The 19,113-nt window shown below is 42.1% G+C and carries 20 protein-coding genes; 12 read left to right on the top strand and 8 right to left on the bottom strand.

Annotation, left to right across the window (positions count from 1 at the left end; genetic code table 11):
- Positions 1-336 precede the first annotated feature (336 nt).
- The 3 genes from MP3633_RS12500 (at position 337) to MP3633_RS12490 (ending at position 2,810) form a co-directional block, all read left to right on the top strand.
- On the top strand, positions 337-1,482 hold the full coding sequence (locus MP3633_RS12500; protein WP_217909009.1) for a hypothetical protein: 1,146 nt from the start codon (positions 337-339) through the stop codon (positions 1,480-1,482).
- Positions 1,483-1,567: 85 nt separating this feature from the next.
- Positions 1,568-2,041, top strand: coding sequence for a DUF6998 domain-containing protein (locus MP3633_RS12495; protein WP_176335792.1), 474 nt, complete (start codon positions 1,568-1,570; stop codon positions 2,039-2,041).
- A 373-nt stretch (positions 2,042-2,414) separates the two neighbouring features.
- Positions 2,415-2,810, top strand: coding sequence for a cupin domain-containing protein (locus tag MP3633_RS12490; RefSeq protein ID WP_176335791.1), 396 nt, complete (start codon positions 2,415-2,417; stop codon positions 2,808-2,810).
- A gap of 77 nt (positions 2,811-2,887) precedes the next feature.
- Here the strand turns inward: MP3633_RS12490 and MP3633_RS12485 are convergent, their stop codons facing one another.
- Positions 2,888-3,166: a type II toxin-antitoxin system RelE/ParE family toxin gene (locus tag MP3633_RS12485; RefSeq protein WP_176335790.1), complete on the bottom strand. Its 279-nt coding sequence runs from the start codon at positions 3,164-3,166 to the stop codon at positions 2,888-2,890.
- Positions 3,163-3,447 carry a damage-inducible protein J gene (locus tag MP3633_RS12480; RefSeq protein WP_176335789.1) on the bottom strand — a complete coding sequence of 95 codons (285 nt, stop codon included), beginning with the start codon at positions 3,445-3,447 and terminating at the stop codon, positions 3,163-3,165. The genes MP3633_RS12485 and MP3633_RS12480 overlap by 4 nt, the downstream gene beginning before the upstream one ends.
- A gap of 196 nt (positions 3,448-3,643) precedes the next feature.
- Here MP3633_RS12480 and MP3633_RS12475 point away from each other — a divergent pair, with 196 nt between their 5' ends.
- From MP3633_RS12475 to trxC, 6 genes are all read left to right on the top strand, one after another.
- Positions 3,644-4,204 (top strand): helix-turn-helix domain-containing protein, encoded by a 561-nt coding sequence (locus MP3633_RS12475; RefSeq protein ID WP_176336804.1) that lies wholly within the window; start codon positions 3,644-3,646, stop codon positions 4,202-4,204.
- Positions 4,201-4,923, top strand: coding sequence for an AzlC family ABC transporter permease (locus MP3633_RS12470; RefSeq protein ID WP_176335788.1), 723 nt, complete (start codon positions 4,201-4,203; stop codon positions 4,921-4,923). Before MP3633_RS12475 ends, MP3633_RS12470 begins: the two co-directional genes overlap by 4 nt.
- A gap of 2 nt (positions 4,924-4,925) precedes the next feature.
- Entirely contained in the window at positions 4,926-5,261 is a 336-nt protein-coding gene (locus tag MP3633_RS12465) for an AzlD domain-containing protein (protein WP_176335787.1), read from the top strand.
- Between the two features lie 133 nt (positions 5,262-5,394).
- Positions 5,395-5,991, top strand: a complete 597-nt coding sequence (locus tag MP3633_RS12460; protein WP_217909008.1) for a DUF938 domain-containing protein — start codon at positions 5,395-5,397, stop codon at positions 5,989-5,991.
- A gap of 460 nt (positions 5,992-6,451) precedes the next feature.
- The gene (locus MP3633_RS12455; protein ID WP_176335786.1) at positions 6,452-7,141 is read left to right on the top strand and encodes a hypothetical protein; all 690 of its coding nucleotides are present in this window, start codon (positions 6,452-6,454) and stop codon (positions 7,139-7,141) included.
- A gap of 188 nt (positions 7,142-7,329) precedes the next feature.
- Entirely contained in the window at positions 7,330-7,776 is a 447-nt protein-coding gene (trxC, locus tag MP3633_RS12450; protein WP_176335785.1) for a thioredoxin TrxC, read from the top strand.
- Positions 7,777-7,806: 30 nt separating this feature from the next.
- On the opposite strand, the gene MP3633_RS12445 is transcribed toward trxC, so the two are convergent.
- The 6 genes from MP3633_RS12445 to rnt form a co-directional block, all read right to left on the bottom strand.
- Positions 7,807-8,001 carry a hypothetical protein gene (locus MP3633_RS12445; protein ID WP_176333945.1) on the bottom strand — a complete coding sequence of 65 codons (195 nt, stop codon included), beginning with the start codon at positions 7,999-8,001 and terminating at the stop codon, positions 7,807-7,809.
- 133 nt (positions 8,002-8,134) lie between these two features.
- Complete coding sequence (locus tag MP3633_RS12440) at positions 8,135-10,270, bottom strand: TonB-dependent siderophore receptor (protein WP_176335784.1); 2,136 nt, start codon at positions 10,268-10,270, stop codon at positions 8,135-8,137.
- A 205-nt stretch (positions 10,271-10,475) separates the two neighbouring features.
- On the bottom strand, positions 10,476-10,736 hold the full coding sequence (locus MP3633_RS12435; protein WP_112137742.1) for an HP1242/YdcH family protein: 261 nt from the start codon (positions 10,734-10,736) through the stop codon (positions 10,476-10,478).
- Positions 10,737-11,057: 321 nt separating this feature from the next.
- The gene (locus MP3633_RS12430) at positions 11,058-14,318 is read right to left on the bottom strand and encodes a DUF748 domain-containing protein (protein WP_176335783.1); all 3,261 of its coding nucleotides are present in this window, start codon (positions 14,316-14,318) and stop codon (positions 11,058-11,060) included.
- Positions 14,319-14,357: 39 nt separating this feature from the next.
- Positions 14,358-14,774 carry a YbaN family protein gene (locus tag MP3633_RS12425; protein ID WP_176335782.1) on the bottom strand — a complete coding sequence of 139 codons (417 nt, stop codon included), beginning with the start codon at positions 14,772-14,774 and terminating at the stop codon, positions 14,358-14,360.
- 68 nt (positions 14,775-14,842) lie between these two features.
- Positions 14,843-15,517 (bottom strand): ribonuclease T, encoded by a 675-nt coding sequence (rnt, locus tag MP3633_RS12420; RefSeq protein WP_112137748.1) that lies wholly within the window; start codon positions 15,515-15,517, stop codon positions 14,843-14,845.
- Between the two features lie 95 nt (positions 15,518-15,612).
- On the opposite strand from rnt, the gene MP3633_RS12415 reads away from it, so the two are divergent.
- The 3 genes from MP3633_RS12415 to MP3633_RS12405 all read left to right on the top strand — a co-directional run bounded on the left by MP3633_RS12415 (position 15,613) and on the right by MP3633_RS12405 (position 19,066).
- Positions 15,613-16,500 carry a flagellar protein MotY gene (locus tag MP3633_RS12415; RefSeq protein WP_176335781.1) on the top strand — a complete coding sequence of 296 codons (888 nt, stop codon included), beginning with the start codon at positions 15,613-15,615 and terminating at the stop codon, positions 16,498-16,500.
- A 202-nt stretch (positions 16,501-16,702) separates the two neighbouring features.
- Positions 16,703-17,935 (top strand): argininosuccinate synthase, encoded by a 1,233-nt coding sequence (locus MP3633_RS12410; protein ID WP_176335780.1) that lies wholly within the window; start codon positions 16,703-16,705, stop codon positions 17,933-17,935.
- Between the two features lie 222 nt (positions 17,936-18,157).
- Positions 18,158-19,066 carry a ribokinase gene (locus MP3633_RS12405; protein ID WP_176335779.1) on the top strand — a complete coding sequence of 303 codons (909 nt, stop codon included), beginning with the start codon at positions 18,158-18,160 and terminating at the stop codon, positions 19,064-19,066.
- Positions 19,067-19,113: the final 47 nt, after the last annotated feature.

Below are 19,113 nucleotides of genomic sequence, written 5' to 3'. Positions count from 1 at the left end.
AAATGTATTTTATGTCTGTAAATATATTTTATTTTTTAAATAATCACTTTATTGCGCGTTTAGCTATTTTAAATAAACTAGTTGAGCGAATTTTGTACTGGTAGGAAGTAAGAAAGTCTTTTAGTATCAATGGATAAAAATATCGGCAGACGAAATAACGCGCTGTGGATAAATGAAATAACACGCATGCTCGTTTTTTCTGTTTTAACTTTTGTGAATATCTTTATTAAATGTATATTATTCAGATGATTGTGAAGGTATTGAAAGGGATCTGATATTGTCTAAAAGCGCATGCGCATTAATAAAATGTTACATGTCACGAATAAGGAGAGCGTAGTGTCAGACGAAAAAACAGAACCAAAAAAGAAGAGAACTAGAAGAGTTGTCCCTTATCCACTTTGTTCATTCGAAGAAGTAGCTGAGTTTGCTGCTTCTGCTTACGAATTAGGTTCCGGACACAGCGTAAGGCGAGTGACTTTATTTGATCATATTGGCAAGTCGCCAGATAGCGGCCCATCCCGCACTTTGGTAACCAATGCAGGAAAATACGGACTAATTAAAGGTGGCTATAACGCTGAACAGCTCGAAATTACTGATGTAACTAAAAAGGCATACGGAGAGCGAAGTACGGATTATGCAAAAGCTGCAGCGAAAATTGAAATAGCGATCCTAAATATCGAGCCGTTTAAAATTCTTTACGATAAGTTCGTTGGGAATAAGCTGCCTGCTAGAACTGTATTAGCGGATACTCTGAGAGAAAATGATGTTGATGAAAAGATAGTCGATTCACTCGTTGATAATTTTGTGGTGAATGCTGAACATGTCGGTATTTTACAGACACTAGCTGGCGCTGAAAGACTGGTAACGGTTGAGCACGCCCTAGAAGAACTCTCGAATACACAGCTTGGAAATGAAAGTAACGATAGCCTCCTGCCTACAGTAGCGGCTGGAAAACCAATAGCTGGGATAGTTACATCTGGAAATTCATCTTTTGATTCAACTTGTTTTTATATTACCCCCATTGGCGAGGACGGCTCCGAAGCTCGGAAGCATTCAGACTTGTTTCTCGGCTCAATAATTGAGCCCGCAATCGAACCACTTGGATTAAAAGTAGTTCGGGCAGATGCTATTGATACTCCAGGTTTAATTACCAATCAAATTATCGAATTTATTCTTCGATCAAAGTTGGTTATTGCAGATTTGTCTTTCCATAATCCCAATGTATTTTATGAGCTTGCTTTACGCCATGTCTCGCGCTTACCAACAATTCAAATAGTTCGAAAAGGTGACAAGATACCTTTCGATATTGGAAATTTCAGAACTATAATCCTTGATTGCTCTGATATATACACTTTGGTGCCAAAGCTCGAAACATATAAGTCAGAAATTGCTTCACAAGCAAGAAGAGTCCTTGAAGATCCGAATGTCGTTGAAAACCCTGTAACTTCTCTATATCCAAATCTAGCATTGAGTCTTCAATAATGTCACATGTAACAAACAAAGCCAGCCGACGGAAAAACGCGCGGCTGCTTTGGGCGTTAGCTCTCAAGTCCAAGGTGTCATAAGTTTGAATTTAGGTGACTTAAAACCAATTGAATTACTTCAGTTACAAGCTAATGCGACAGCTGAATTAAAACGACGAGAAATCGTGCGAACTAATAATAGTCCACTAGGTGATTATGCCGAGTGGCTTGTTGCAAATATGATGGACTTAAAATTAGCTGAAAATTCTAAAGCAGGCTACGATGCAATTTCAGATGCAGGTGTTACATTTCAAATCAAAGCTCGCAGAGTTACACCTGAGAATCCATCAAGGCAATTAAGCGCAATAAGAAATTATGCTGAAAAAGACTTTGATTGGTTAATTGCGGTGATCTTCAACAAAGATTTTAATGTTATAAATGCTTATCTTGTACCACATGAGGTGATTGGTGATTATTACCCACACCGAAATCATGTAAATGCTCGTGTTGTTGTAATGTCTGGTGCAATATTACAAGATAAAAGAGTAATGGAAATTACGGAACAATTTGAGAGCTAACAAGTTACTATGGTGTCAATTCCTGATGTTAAACCATTTTAGAATCTCACATGACACCATCTCTCTCCATCGAATTTATGATCACTACGAGCTTTCTAATACAGACAATGATGGCTACCTTTTTAGGTTGGTATGGACCATAACATCAAAAAGCTCAGGAATAGTCTGCATTAGCCGAAAGGCAAGACTTCATACACATTACTTTGCTTAGTGCGTTCACACTTTATTTACGGCTTATCATCAATCTTTGATTGAAAAATAGAATCACCTATTGAACATTGGATGTAGGTGAAATATTGTGGATTTATTTTAATTAAATGCGCTGAGAATGAGAAACTCTACAGCCTCGTTATCTACCTACAAGGATCAAGTAGTGTCTAAGTCTGAAGTAATCACAATCAATGATGAATTCTCAAGAGTGGTTTTTCTCAATGGCAGAACACCTGAGACTACTGATGAGGAAGCAAAGAACGCTTTTGCTTTATTATCAGAATACAGAGAAGGAGGAATTTACATTGCTCATTACTCTGGTTTTAGTGAGTGGGAAAGGCATCCTCAAGGTGATGAGTTTGTTCATATTTTGGGTGGAGAAACAGCACTCATTCTTTTGAATGATAATATAGAGCAGTGTTATAATTTATCATCGGGTCAAATGCTGGTGATTCCAAAAGGTATTTGGCATCGTTTTGAATCCCCCGATGGCGTTAAGATAATGACTATTACGCCACAGCCAACAGAACATAGTATTAAACTACCAGTCGGTACATAATGAGTCATTTTAATAAGAAATATAATCGTCGCTATTTTAACCAAAAATTATTAAACCCTTAGCTCGATGTTGGTTTATTACTCTTGCGGAAATTTTTGCTTTTGATGCAAGACTCGCATAATACGAATAATTTCTCCGTCAACCCAATAAGAAACAATCATTGATATTTCTGGGATAATCAATACTCGGCCACGAAAGATATGTCTTTGAACACCCATTAGAGGTTGTATAAGTAAATTCTCAACTTTAGCCTCAATAATTTGATCCGTTTTTTCAGCAACACTTGGATTAAAATCAAATAAAAAATCAAATATCTTTTCACGATCATTTAGTGATTCTTCTTCCCAAAAAATCATGGTTTATCCCGATTACGGATCTTATTCTTTCTGGCTTCCATCTGTGCTTTAGCTTTATCGTGTTCAATAAAAATGGATTTACCACTATCAAATTTATCAAATGCCGCATTTATTTGCTCTGTTAACCACAAATCATGCGTCATAGATTTCCGTTGTTCTTCAGCTAAGCCCTCGGTTAGCTCCCTGCACGCGTCACTTAATGTACGTCCTTGGCTTTCGGCCATTAATTGAGCTAAGCGTTTAGTTTCTTCATCAATTCTAAATTGAATGCGAGTGTCCATAATACGTTACCTTTAATTTATGCTGTACACACAAATGTTAGCACTAGAGTTATGCGCAGGCAACTAACCAGCCACTCAAAGGGACAAATCACCGTTGTTTTTCCTCCCTCTCACCCCATTCCATTTTATAAATTCATTGACATTCAGCTGTTCCTTATATAGAACGTTCTTTATATAGAACAACTTGAGATGCATGATGAATAAACCCATTCTCGGCTCGTTGGGTCGAAATATACAAACGTTACGTATGGCTAAAGGGCTGTCTTTGTCTCAGTTGGCGTTAGATGCTGGGCTGGCGAAGTCCAACCTGTCTCGCATTGAGCAAGGTGATGGTAACCCGACATTAGAAACGATCTGGCGTTTGGCCGTACAACTGGATGTCCCATTTGGGGATCTTGTTGCCAGTGTGGAATCACCACTGGGAGAAAACGGTGTACAGGTTAAGTTGATTGATCAAGGTGAGGGCAATCCGCGCGTTGATGTGTATTGGATGTCTTGCACGCCCAACACCATTAAGCAATCAGAGCCGCATATTGCTGGCACGACAGAGGCCATAACATTAATCAGCGGACAATTGCTGGCGGGTGAAAATAATGACCTACACCATCTGGATATTGGCAAAGCGCACACTTTTGCTGCCGATGTTCCGCATAGTTATCAAACTGACGATTCATGGGCGACCTTAATGATGGTCATTACTTATGCTAAACAGGCCGATGCTAAACAGGCCGATGCTAAACAGGACGTTACATCATGAGTACAACAACGCAAACCCTTGTAGGAACACCTTGGAAACAAGGCGTAAAAGACGCGATGCCGCTACTTGGCGGTTACATTCCGGTGGCCATTTCTTTTGGTTTGATTTCCGTTCAGTCTGGCTTTAGCGTGGTAGAGACCATTCTTATCTCTACTTTTATTTATGCTGGCGCATCACAATTTCTCTTTGTTGCCATGGCCGCTTCTGGAGCACCATTATGGTTGGTGGTCATAATGACGCTGCTAATCAATGCGCGACATGTTGTTTACGGGCCAAATCTCTCACCCTACTTAAATAAAGATAAAAAGTGGCTTCTATTAATGCATGGTTTGACGGATCAAATCTTTGCGCTTGCTCATGCACGTTTGCCTCAGCTGCCAGAACAGGCGCGGATAGGCTGGTACACAGGCGCAGCGGTGTTGGCTTGGTTTAGCTGGATTGCTGGAACCGCACTGGGTGCCATTGCTGGTGGAGAATTGACGCAGCGCTGGCCATTAATTAACGATATTTTACCTTTTGCGCTACCGGCTCTGTTTTTCGTTTTAATCGTTCCACGTTGCAATAATCGTCTATGGTCACTGACTATTATTTTGTCTGCTGTTACCGCTGTCATTTTGAAAATGTTAGGTTACCCGAATGTGGCTATTCCATTGGCGGCTATGAGCGGTGCAGTACTGTTCTACGCACTAAAAAACCAACGTATTGTGGGAGGGCAATAAGCATGGATATGTCTATGTGGCTGGCGCTCGCCAGCATTGCCATTGGTACCTATTTGCTTCGTCTTGTGCCGTATCTTTGGATGAAACGAAGTTTGGCGAAAAGACAAACAGAGGATGGTGTTGGCTCAATGCCGACTTGGTTAACCATACTGGGGCCAACCATGATTGCAGCGATGTTTGGTACTTCTTTAGTACCTGCTCAATCTGACACGGTTTCTTGGATTGCGACTGGGGTTGGGATACTCGTTACCTTCGGTGTTTGGAAGCGCACCCGATCCATGGGCTTGCCAATTTTATGTGGGGTAGTGGCATTTGGAATCGTAACGTTTTGGTTTTGAGATAATTAACAGAATGGGGTCAGATGAAAATACGCACTAATTTCCCGCTGACTCCAACAATCTTTATTCTTGAAATATAATATTATTTATCTCGTTTTTGTCCATCCATCTGGTATTTTGGTGAATAGAGTTTATGAAAAAAAATATGGGAAAAGAGTTTTCCCCTTCCTGCGATAGAAATAAACAGCCTATTCTTGAACAGCTTTCTGTGCATTTTTCAGGTCGAAAAAACGTACTTGAGGTGGGTTCTGGTACGGGTCAACATGCGGTATTTTTTGCTGAGCATTTGCCTCATTTGATTTGGAATACCAGTGATATGTTTGATTACCACAGTAGTATTCAAGCTTGGATGGCTGAAGCGACGTTGAGTAACCTTGTTTCACCTATCGAGTTTCACTTCGGTAAAAATGGTTGGCCGAGTTTAGATATTGATAGTGTATTTACGGCGAATACCACCCATATTATGCAGCGTAATGATGCGCAATTGATGATGAAAACGATCGCGGCAAATTTAAAGTCGGGCGGTATATTTTGTCAATACGGTCCCATGAATGTGAATGGTGAATACACCAGTGATGGTAATCGAGAATTTGATCAGCACTTGAAAGAAAGTGGCTGTGGCGGTATTCGCGATGTGGCTGAGTTGGTTGAGTGGGCTGCTGGTATGGAATTAATAGAACAGATTTCAATGCCTGCGAATAACTTTTTACTTGTATGGAAAGTTGCTTAATCTCCTATCTCGTTGTCTTTGAAAAGAGCCGCTGATAAAGGCTAGAACTGCCTCTTTCCATACGGTTGAAAATAGGCTTATAGGTAAGAAAAATGAATTTTGGCCTGATGGCATGAAAGCCCTAGAGTGGCGTGCTAAGTGGGTGGAGGTCATACCAAGTTAGCTGCGAACATAACACATGCCTTCGTAGTGAGCTAAGCGTTGAACTGGCCTTGGGTGATAAAGTAGTTCAACGATATTTAGTAATTTTTTTTAGAACGACTCTTTAATTTTGCTTTGGTGTGTTTGTATTCGCCAAGGTTAAATCTACCCTAAAACATTTCTGTCGATGGATAGCATGTTGCTTCTACACAATGTACATTGGGTGCTCGATCTGTTCATTTATTAAGATCAACATTGGCTATTTACAAAGCCTACCAGCGTTATCCCTGCAATATTGGCGTTCAAATAGGAGTGCTAGATGCAAGCTAAGTTTTCCGTTCAAATTGATACCTTCCATAAAATCAGCAAGATTCAAAACGCGTGGTCCAATGAGGATTATCGTGCCCTCATGAGCATTATGGATTTTGACGACGATGTCGATGCCATGGAAGCGGCTGAACTCAGAGAGATGTGCATGATGTCGCTCAATGACCTTGAGCCTGCTGACGCGGCAAAGGCGGTGTTGACGCATTTATTTCCTGAATTGCCAAAAGGCAAGATAGAGCAAATAAGCCACGATATGATTGATGATCGCTCGTGGGAAGAGTATCCAGATTGTTTGTTTCATGAACGCTTCTTTAGTGCTTATGCGTTATTGCGAGAAGCGTTTAATGGGATTTTCGCGAAACCGGCGGGTGTTGAGTTGACCATGACGGTGACGGCCGCACACGATGAAGATATGGCGATATTTGATGAATCGCTAGCGTCTTCTATCGTGCGTTTATTAGCAAGTGGGCAAGGTGATGATGCCTTAATAAATCGCCTGTACGAAGATCAAATTCAAGGGACGCAGTTCCCTGAAGCGCCGGGTATCGTATGGCGGTTGAAGCAGACAGCCGATACTGGATTAACCCGTCAATTTAGCTTAATCAGTTCCAGTTTTTGGATGGAAAATTTCGAACAAATAGATAACTTTAAAGCGGTTTCTCATGCGGATCTAGATGATTAGTCTAGTGGTGAGTTGAATCAGGCTGACTAAGGTGACAGAAAGCGGATCAAACGATTCGCTTTTTGCTTTTCGAGGTAGGCAATCAGTAGGTATTTCGATTTACATCAGATTCTACTAATATAGGTTTGATCTGTTTTTTTACACATTACTTTTTTATGAACGAAAGCACTTTATCACTGAGGTTTAAGATGACCGATTCACCTATTCAAATCGTTTGCCAAAGTTGCAGTACAAAAAACCGTTTACCTAAAACCAAGCTTGGTGACAAGCCTGTTTGCGGTAAGTGTGGTAAACCGGTTCTTTCAACACGTCCTATTGTGGGCAGCGATGCAAATTTTAGGCGTTATACCACAGACAATGGCTTGCCTGTGGTTGTTGATTTTTGGGCTACATGGTGTGGGCCGTGCCAACAATTTGCGCCTATTTTCGAACAAGTAGCGGGTGAAATGTCGACTCAAGCTTGTTTTTTGAAATTAGATACCGAGCAGAATCAAAGCACCGCAAGTGGCTATAATATTCGTTCAATTCCTACTCTCATGATATTTCATCATGGCAAAGAAGTGGCTCGTCTATCAGGCGCTTTACCGAAAGCACAATTCAAACAGTGGTTGGCGCAGAACTTACCTTCTGTTTAAAGGCTGTTTTATTAGCGCCAGCTATCAACTTCAACTCTCAAAATACATTTCAACAAATTTTTCGTATAACGCTTCTTCAGTTTCGCGTTTGCCTGGGCGAGGTTGTCCGGCGTATACCGCATCTGCGCCGTAGGCAAAGGCATAACGAAGGTTTTTTAACGAACCCGCTGGAGGCAATAATTCTGGTTTAAAGCTTTCTTGCTGAAACATTTTTTCTTGAGACATAAGGCTCACCGATCGATCAAAACGCGCGGAGTTTACCTGTGTGTTAGTTGAACAGGTGGGATTGCTTGTTTAAAAAAAGCGGATCAAGAGATCCGCCTTTTTTGTATCAGTACGTTTTTGAGCCTAATGCGATTTAGAAGTCATAAGCCGCAGAGACGTAAACGCGACGACGTTCACCGACGAAGGAACCGTTTTTCTCTGTAAATCCACTGACGGCGTATTCTTTGTCGAATAGGTTTTTGATGTTTAGCTGGAATTTCCAGTCTTCCCAGCTTGTTTGCCAAGATGCATCGTACACGGCGTAGGGTTTGATCGTTTGACCTTGGCGGTTAATTTGATCGCTTACATAATCCGCACCGAAGGCAATGGATGAGGTGATACTTGGGAAGTCGTATCGAGTCCACAGGCCGAGTTGGTTATACGGTGTATTGGAGAATCGATCGCCATCAGCGTATTGGATGCCATCTGTCGCTTTTTTTACTATGGTGTCGTTGTAGGCGTAATTGATGTTCGCCACCCAACGAGGGGTGATGTCGGCCATTACATCAATCTCAATACCCTGACTACGTACTTTACCCACTGAAACCAATAGATCACTATCATCTGGGTCTTCTTGAAGGATGTTTTCACGAATGATGCGGTAAGCAGCAATGTTTACATTGAGCTTGTTTTGTAACCAGTACGTGCGTAACCCCGCTTCAATTTGATGGCTTTCTTCTGGATCAAAATACCCGTCAGTTGACAATTCTTGGTCGGAAGCAGACTGAGGTACGAAACCTGTTGATGCGGACACATAAGGCTTAACATGTTCATTTAGTGCGTAGGTTGCCCCTATGCGTGCGGAGTAGCCCGTATCATCGTATTCTGTTTCTGTATCCGCTTTGTTGTTGGTGAATTTTTCTTCGTAACGATCAAAGCGAACCCCCGTGGTTAAATCCAGTTTATTGGTGATGGCCCATTGGTCTTGAGCAAACACACCAACACGGTCTAAAACGGTTTCTTCGTCTTTATAAAGTGGCATGGTGTAGTCGCTAACGTTGTCTGTGTATTCTGGATTAGAAAGACTTAAATTAGATACGCCAGCAGTCGATCGGTAGTAAAGGAAGTCACCGTAAAGATGATAATAATCAGCGCCGATCAATACGGTGTGATCACCCAGTTCGGCAATCAGGTTTCCTGCGATCGTAGTGCCTTTTTTATTACGAACTTGGTCGCGATATTGGCGTTTAACCATGTCGCTGTCTGTTGTAGATAGCCCAGTTACTTCGTGGTATTTCTGCGTCTCTGTATTTTCAAAGTAACGGAACGTCAGGTTGCTTGTGAGCCATGCGTTAATATCATGGTCCAAGCGCGCTTGAAAGACTTCCGCATCCAGCTCTTGGAAATCACTCGATGAGTTCGAGTTCCAAGACGTATCGGCCAAGAAATTACCATCATCGTCGGTTGGAATACCACGCAAGCGCGCACCAGAAATATATTGGTGGATATTGGTGTATTGCACACTAAGCGTGTTGTTAGAGTCGATGTCCCAATCATAACCCAGATCAATAATCTGGTTTTCTTCTTCCACGTTGGTTCGGTACGAATCTTGACCGTCTGAGTAGATCCCGACCCGGTAGCGTTGAGACGCGTCTTCATTTGCTGGGCCAGATGATTCAATGCTACCGCTTAAAAAATCTTTGTTTCCGGCACTGATTTTCAGCGTGTTTTTCTGTTCATACGTCGGTTTTTTGGTGACGTAGTTGATAACGCCACCAGGTTCACCAGCGCCATACAAAGCGCCAGCTGGGCCTTTCAGAACCTGTACTTGTTCAATGGTGAAAAGCTGAGGAATGGAAAAACCGCTGAAAGGGTCACCACGCATACCATCATAAAGGATTTCATCTTGATTAAAGCCACGTAAGGTCACGTTCGATACGTTGTTCTGAGACATGCCAGAGATTGAGCGATACAAATCGGTAATCTGTCTGGCTGCTTGGTCTTCGATTAGGGCTTCTGTTACGACTTGAATCGATTGTGGTGTTTTGTCGATGGGTGTCGCTGTTTTTGTGGCTAAAGTGGCTTCGTCTTCTTTGTAATATGAAAGTGCTCGGCCTTTTACTTGCAGAGGTTGAAGCTCTACGTCGGATCCATCCTTAGTTTGTGTTTCCCAGTCATTGAGAATTGAGTCATTTGTAATGTTGTCTGCAGTGCTTTCGGCCAGAGTCAGAGTGGAAAAGACAATGGCACCGCAGGCTTGCATCATTACTAAGGAGGTTTTTAACGTCATAAAGCAGCCAAATAGAAATAAATGAGGTGCGCATAATAATGCTTATGAGAATCATTTTCAAATAAGAATGAGTATGAAAAGTCTTAAAACGTTCTATTGAGTATTTCGATGGCGGATTTTTATATAAAAAGGAAAGGGGATTGAAAAAGGAAAAGGTAGGGCTGTTGAAACGGCTAGCGTTAAAACAGGTCCTACCTAACGTCGATTACGCTTTTTCGGCAGCGAGTCTTGTCGCTTTAATATAGCCTTGAAGAGTGTCTTTTAACTGTAGGCGTTGTTTCTTTAATTTCTCTTCTTCTAACGTGGTAGACGGGACGATTTCCTGCTCCCGTTTCTCTACTTCTTTTGTTAGATGATTGTATTCGTCGTAGAGTTTTTTGAAGTGAGCATCGTCCATTTTTAACTGGTGAATGTCTTCTTTATACTCTGGAAATTCGTTTATCAAACTATGGTCTTCGATTGGCATATTTGCCTCCTATCTTTGTTTGCTTTCATCTTAGGATAGCCTAGTTAGGCTTATCGTCTCTTGATGCTTGTCAGGCTTTTACTCTTTATTAAAAATCGTAATGGCCTATACACATAGTAATGGCCTGTTTATTTGCATTTTCAACGACAAGCCTTAAGTCTATGCAACACTTCATTTTTTGTTGGCTTTCTTTGTTGTTTGCTGACATAAAAAAGCCGTGGTAGTGTTTTCCTATCACGGCTTTTTTATGTAGATCGTTTATGGCTTCAGCTGTTTTTCTTAAGCGACGTACTTAAAGTGCAGCCTTTAAACTAAAGAGTTCTAGAAATTTAATTCGACCCTTGGTTTGCTGGATTTTGATAAATCGATTTCTGGAGAACAAAGATAAATACGTGACGAGCTGATGCCTTCTTTAACTAAATGATCTTTTAAGTAGTGTGCTCGATCTTGTGCAAGATTTTTTGCTACGTCTTTTGCTGTGTCGTCAATCGAGACAGGCGGATTATCAAACCCTAAGTCAAGATAGCTTGCGACGCCACAAGCTTTAAGTTGGCTGTCTTTTTTGTCTTTCATTAAGGCGATGAGCTGTTTTATAAAAACGTCTTGCGATGCATTCAGGTTGCTTTCTTTGGCTTCAAATAACAGTGGTTCAACACGAATTTTTAGCAGTTGATCGCCTGCAAATTGTGCGATGCTGATAACATTCGCGTAAGGCACAAAAGTTTGCATTAAATAGCTACTGGAAGCCGTAAATAGGGCTTTACGCACAGGCAGGAGTAAGAAGTCTTGCCAGCCAAACTCAGGGTTATCGATGTCGCCAGAAAGTGGAATGTCTAAATCAATATTGTTCTTACTGTCTTTTAAAATGCTCACCGCAATATTAAGAGGAATGGCGCCCGCTTTGATGACTGAATTGCTTTCTTTGCGTCCTCCTAAATCAAACTCTCTTAATAGAATATGAGAGTTACCATCCAACACACCGTTTTCTGAGTTGAGTTTTAGATCCAAGTCCAGCTGCCCAGAATCAATTTGATAGCCCAAAATATTGGCGATGTAAGATGAGTAGGGTGGCAATTCCGCTTCTTTAATAATTAATTCACTTTTCATGGTGAGTTTGTCGGCCAGCGGCCAAATGGTGATGTCGCTTTGTAATATGGCGTATTTCCCATTGCGTGCTCTGAGCGCCAATACGGTAGCTTGATCTTTATTCTTGGTATTGAGTTTTCGTAATGACAGCGTCTCTATTTCTAATGAGCGTAGCAAAGTGGGTGAAATGCTGTTGTCTTGCACATTAATGCTGGAGGTTCCTGTTGTGTCATAGGCTTCTAAAATGACGTAATACGGCGCCTTAAACGCTGGATCTTGCTTGTTAATGGTGTCTTCAACGTCTTTCTCTCTGGGTGTGTTTGAACTTTCTAGTGAAGACTGCGGCGTTTTTTGTTGATCTGCTTTTATAAATACAAGATTTTCTAGGCGCTTTTGCTTGTCAATAATAAGGTTTACATTGACTGAATCTGTGGCAATGGTGTTGATACTGGCACCATCTTGGTTTGCTTCTACTGAATTTATTTTGATGCTGCCGATGTGGCTTAGTGGAGGTAGCTGTTTGTTCTTTTCGTCTGAAAGCGTCTGAGATAACAATAAGTCAGCGACATTTAATTGAGCGAATGAGACGTCAAATTTTTGATCTTGTTGAGTAAACGAAAGATTGTTGAAGTCCGCACTTTTCCATGATGCAGCTCGTTTTTCATTGCTTAACAGGCTGTCGAGTAATTGACTTGAAAAGTTCAGATTAACGCCTTCCAGAAGAGGCGGTTGCTGGTTTTCTTGCTTGACGTTTAATTGCTCTGCTGTGAGGGTTGCGGCACCCAATGACAATTGTTTTCCGTCAATTTGAGTGGCTTTTAGACCATTAATATTGATGTCTAATTGCGTATTTTTAGCGGTGATAGTATCGCCTTCCTTTCTTACTGAAAGGGTATTAGACAGGTTGAAAACGTCGTAATTAGCGGTGTTGCCAGCTTGCCGTACCGATAACTTATTGCTTTGTATTTCAGCGGTTAATGACGCTGTTAGTGTTTCTTGCGGATCCATAGTAACGGTTAAATTACTTAAGCCAATCTGTGTTGTTCCGTTTTCTACCGCAAGGCTATCGAGTGCAACAGACACGTCAGTCATGTCTATTTGGGTTGTGGCGCTTTTGGCCGTAAGGCCCAGTGCATCACGCTTTATGTCCAACGGCGTATTTATGTTCAGTTGACCATACTGTATTACTTGTTCTGCTTGTGTGAAACGAGACTGTTGTGATTGGAGTTCTAGCGCACCAATGACGGACAATATATTGGCGGATACAAACTCAATATTAGATTGCGTCAGCTTTAGCGAGGTTGATTGTGTCGCAAGACTGTCTGTTTCGTTTAAATTTAGGTCAAGTGCTTTCACTTGCGCCTCTAAATTTAAGTTATTTAGCGTCAATGTCGGTTCGCCATCAAGCACATCACGTTTTATATCAAGCGGCGCCTTCACGCTTAACTGGCCAAACTGCATCGCTTGACCTGCTTGTGTGATGCGTGACTGCTCTGATTGAAGCGTTATCGCCCCAGTGATGGACAATTGATTGGCAGAGACATACTCAATATTAGATTGTGTCAGTGTCAGTGAGGTGGATTGTGTCGCTAGGTGGTCTGTTTCGTTTAAATACAGATCGAGTGAGTCTACTTGCGTTTCTAAATCTAGGTTGTTAACTGTAAATACAGGCGCGCCATTTATTTGTTTTTGACGGAGTTGGAATTTTCCTGTCAGATTGAATTGCCCTTTACCTTCATCAAAGGGCGATGGTAGAAAATGATGAAAGCTTTCTATTGGGAGGTGTAGGTTTTTTATGCTGATATCGGCATTGGCTTGTTCTGGCGTGTAATCAAAGTCGCTATTGATGGACAAGGACGCTTGGTTAACCAGCGCAGACAAGGCAATATTTCCTTTCCAATTGAGTTCATGGCCTGATAAACGCTTAATAGACAGTGACGACAAGCGGAATGTGTCTGATTCAGCAGGTTTTGCTAAATCCTGCTGGCGAGATAAATTCACCTGACTGTCAGTCACGGTAAAGGTAGGCAGTTTTATTTTCCAAGGCGAACGCGTTGGAGAAACGTCTTCTTGTTCTGTATCGTCGGCTTTGGGTTCGTTTTGTGTATTTTTTGCAAGATATTGAGCGGTATCAATTCCGGCGACAATCCAATGGTTTTCTTGCTGGGCAACGAGCAGGTTTAATCCTTCTATCTTTGCTTCTGATATGTGTAGGGTCTTAGTTAGCAGTGGCAATATTTCAACTTCGAAAACAGCACGTTTTAGTGTCAGCGTGTCCTGGGTTTTGTTGTTGATGGTGATGTTTTTCAAATCTACTTTAGGTGGGAAAAAATCAACAGACAGTTTGCCAATAGAAGCATCTTCGCCTTGTTGATGAAAATAAGCGATTAGATAATGTTCTACAACAAACGGCGTCGCCACCCAAAGCGCCGTGATTAAGCCGGTAAGAACCGCGAATGGGTAAAAGACAAAATTTCGAAAATATCGACGTTTCATTGTGTCGTGCCTTTTTAAAAATTGTATCCGTGGATAGGATTAATGGGGTTTGTCTTCTATGTTTTTTGGCTTTTCAACGTGTTCAGTATTTTCTGTTCGTATTGGCATTCGTAGTAAATAAATACTGACGGCTACACCGACAGTCACAAGTCCAATGGTTGCCCATAAGCGTGAAACAATAAACATGGACACGGCCATGCCTGCCCACATAAAAAAGATGGCGCGATTTCTTGATCGTTTAGGGATGCCATCAGAAGATTGCCAATCACGAATAATCGGACCAAAAAGTTTGTGGCCAAGTAACCAAGTGTGGAATCGTTCAGAGGATTTGGAAAAACACCAAGCCGCTAGTAAGACAAGTGGGGTGGTGGGGAGTAAGGGGAGGAAAATGCCAATAATGCCAGTAATGAGGGAAAGCCACCCTAACATCAATAATAAAATTCGCTTTCCTTGCATAGTGAAACCCGCCATATGGATAAAGAAAAAACGAACCTTAAAAAATAAGGTTCGTTTTTAGTGTGGCGCTATTTTCCAGAATGAAAAATGGCGGCCATGTCATCTTCTTCTTCTACTTCATTTTCGATCAAAGGCCAGCCCCCAAGGCGTTTCCATTTGTTCACTATTTCGCAGAATAATTCAGCGGTTTTCTCTGTATCGTATTTCGCTGAATGAGCTTCAGTATTGCTAAAAGGTATTGAAGCGGCTTCACACGCCTTAGCTAATACTGTTTGCCCGAATACCAAACCCGCTAAACTTGCTGTATCAAAGCTAGAGAAAGGGTGAAATGGGTTGCGCTTAATGTCTGCTCGCTCAATAGCTGCATTCAAAAAGCCGTGGTCGAAAGCGGCATTGTGGCCCACTAAAATGGCGCGTTTACAGCCCACTGATTTTAATTCTTTACGAACTTTAGCAAACATTTGAGTCAGCGCTTCCCCTTCTGGCATATCTTGTCTATCAGGCGCAAAAGGGTCAATGCCTGTAAAGTCTAATGCTGCTTTTTCGAGGTTAGCGCCTTCAAATGGCTTGATCAAAAACTCCAATGTTTCATAAATATATAAGTCGCCATTTTCATCCACTCGCAGGATACTGGCGGCCATTTCTAGTAAAGCATCGGTTTTTTGATTAAAGCCTGCGGTTTCTACGTCGATAACTACCGGTAGGAAGCCGCGGAATCTATCTTTGATTTCATGGTTTGACAAAAGAAGGTCCTTAATTCTGCCGCTTGATCAACAGTGACGGTGTACAATAGGATCGGATCATAACACAATTGATAATGCTTGAACGAGATGTCTAAATGGGAATTACCCAACAACTTCTAATTCGCACTACACTTTTACTGACTGCTTGCACCTCATTTGGGCAGGCAACCGCATTCACGCAATACCAATCAGGTATTTCGGATTCTGAGTGGTTACTTTCGGGCGACATTTTTTCATGCAGTTTAACGCACCCTGTTCCCCATTATGGCGAAGGTCATTTTATTAAAGAAGCGGGCGAGCCAATGAAATTCATTCTGCAACCACAGAATGAAAAATTAGGCCCAGGTCAGATCTATATTATTTCTCAGGCACCAGATTGGTCTCCTGGTGTAAAACCAGAGACATTAGGAATTCTCCCTTATCCTGGTTATGGACTGACGGTCGAAGTAGGCGGAAAAGTGGCTGAGAGAATGCTGACCAGCTTGGATAGAGGACGTCATCCCGTGGTGGCGGGAACTGCTTGGGAAAACAGTCGAGAAACCATCGAAGTGGGTTTATCGAACATCAACTTTGCGCCAGCGTACAGCGAATTCCGACGTTGTTTGTCTAGCTTGCTGCCAGTGAATTACGATCAAATTGCGCGAACAGCGGCTTTATTCCCGCTTAATGGTGTGAACCTCACGGATCGAATTAGGGCTCGCTTGGATCTTGTTGCTTTGTATGTTTCTTTTGATCCCAGTGTTGGGTACATTTATATTGATGGTCATACCGATGCGATTGGTTCTCGACGTGATAACCGTGAATTGTCAAAAGTACGCGCTGAAAAAGTAACGGCGTATCTACTTGAAAAAGGTGTTCCTGCCGAGAAAATCATTTCTCGCTACCATGGTGAACGCTACCCATCCACAACAAACAATACTTCGAAAGGTCGTGAGCGTAACCGACGCGTGACGATACGTTTAGAAAAAGCCGATGCGGGCTAATTTCTCTATACATTTTATGGAGGCAACCGCTAAAAAAGAGCCCCGTTTCGCCCAATAATCTACGCGAAACGGGGCTTTTTACTTGCTAAGCAAGAGTCGAAATCTTACACTAAGCGCCCCTTTTTTTAATTATTAGCGCCGCCATGTACTGGTTTGATAGCATTGGTGTGGGAGCGCGATCTCGTTGAGGAGAATAGAAATAATGTCTGACGTGAAGAAGGTAGTGCTTGCCTATTCTGGCGGCCTGGATACTTCAGTAATCGCGAAGTGGCTTCAAGAAGAGTATAACTGTGAAGTGGTTACCTTTACCGCTGATTTGGGTCAGGGTGAAGAAGTTGAACCAGCTCGCGCGAAAGCTCAAGCGTTGGGTATTAAGGAAATCTACATCGAAGATTTGCGCGAGGAATTTGTGCGCGACTTCGTATTCCCAATGTTCCGTGCTAACACCATTTACGAAGGTGAATACTTGCTTGGTACGTCCATCGCTCGTCCTTTGATTGCTAAGCGTTTGATCGAAATCGCTAACGCAACAGGCGCAGATGCTATTTCTCACGGTGCAACGGGTAAAGGTAATGATCAGGTTCGTTTCGAACTTGGTGCTTACGCATTGAAGCCAGGCGTAAAAGTGATCGCGCCTTGGCGTGAGTGGGACCTGACGTCCCGCGAAACCTTGATGGCTTATTGTGAAAAACACAATATCCCAGTGGATTTCTCAACTAAGAAGAAAAAATCCCCTTACTCTATGGACGCTAACTTGCTACACATCTCTTTTGAGGGTGACCAGTTAGAAGACCCATGGACAGAGCCAGAAGATGATATGTGGCGTTGGTCTGTGTCTCCAGAAGACGCGCCAAACGAAGCGACTTACATTGAGATCGGTTACGAAAAAGGCGATCCAGTTTCTATCAATGGCGAAGTTATGTCTCCAGCGACTATCTTGGAAACACTGAACAAGATTGGTGGCGCGAACGGTATTGGTCGTGTAGACATCGTAGAAAACCGTTTTGTTGGTATGAAAGCACGTGGTTGTTATGAAACACCGGGTGGCACTATTATGATGAGAGCGCATCGTGCAATCGAGTCGATTACATTGGATCGTGAAGCGATGCATTTGAAAGATGAAATGATGCCTCGTTATGCCAAAATCATTTATAACGGTTTCTGGTGGTCTGAGGAGCGTCGTATGATGCAAGCCTTGATTGACTCCTCTCAGAAATACGTCAGTGGTACGGTTCGTCTTAAATTGTATAAAGGCAACGTGACCGTGGTTGGCCGTCAGTCTCCAAATAGCTTGTTCGATAGCTCTATCGCAACGTTTGAAGATGATGCCGGCGCATACGATCAGAAAGACGCAGCGGGTTTCATTAAGTTGAACGCACTGCGTATGCGTATCGCTGCTCAGAAAGGCCGTAGCTTTTTAGACGACGATAAATAAGCCTTTATTCTTATAGAAAATAAGCTTTTAAAAACGTTCCATTCTTAAAGAATAGGGGCGTTTTTTTATTTTTGTACGATTGGTCAAGATTTATTGCATTATTTGGCATAAAATGCGGACTAGTCCTATTTTTGTCGTTCGCTCTTGGTAAGTATTAGAGTCGAAAAGTCGACAGTATTATAAAAATAATAGCCGATGAGCTCACCCTGAAGGAAGGGAATTATGACGATTTATAACTTTGGTTCGATTAACCTCGACCACCTTTATCAGCTTGATCATTTTGTTCGACCAGGCGAAACCATGGCCTCTAATAGCTATCAGTGCTTATTGGGCGGAAAAGGTGCAAATCAATCTGTCGCACTAGCGAAAGCGGGTGCCAGAGTGAAGCATGTAGGCGCTATTCACTATAATGATCAAGCCATTATTAAGCAGTTAGAGTCACTTGGTGTGGATACTGCTTTAATAGAGAAAATTGATGTGCCGACGGGGCACGCTATTATTCAATTAAATAAAGAAGCCGAAAATTCGATTATCTTGTATCAAGGTGCAAATCACGCGCTGACAGAAGAACAAGTAGATCAAGTGTTATCTCAGGCAGCGGCTGGAGATTGGGTTTTATTGCAAAATGAAACCAATCTTATCGAATATACGATGCGCAAGGCGCAAGAGCATGGTGTTAAAGTGGCGTTTAACCCGGCACCGATGGACGCTGAATTAACCAAAAAAGTATTAGGTTTCGTTGATTTATTAATCGTGAACGAAGTGGAGGCGATGGATTTAATTGGTACATCTGATATTGACAGTACCATTGCTGCTTTTCCTAAGGCCTATCCTGAGCTTGCTGTATTGATAACACTGGGTAAAGCTGGTGTATGCTACTTTTCCGGAAAAGAGAGTGCTGGAAAAGAGAAACTATTCGTTAAAGCATTTTCAGTTAAAGCCGTTGATACGACGGCCGCTGGAGATACCTTTATTGGTTTTTGTTTGGCTTCACTAATGAATGGCGATGACATCACGCAGTCAATCACTCGAGCTTGTGCCGCTTCAGCTATTTGCGTTACTCGTTTGGGCGCAGCGTCTTCTATCCCAACACAAGATGAAGTGACTGCCTTTCTTGCCAAAAATAGTTAGCTAAAAACAGTTTTCCAAAAAAGAATTAGACAAAAACACATAGCCAA

The sequence above is a fragment of the Marinomonas primoryensis genome (assembly GCF_013372285.1).
GTDB classification, from domain to species: Bacteria; Pseudomonadota; Gammaproteobacteria; order Pseudomonadales; family Marinomonadaceae; genus Marinomonas; species Marinomonas primoryensis.
Note: the sequence above shows the minus strand (reverse complement) of the source record. Positions and strands in the feature narration are given on the sequence as shown.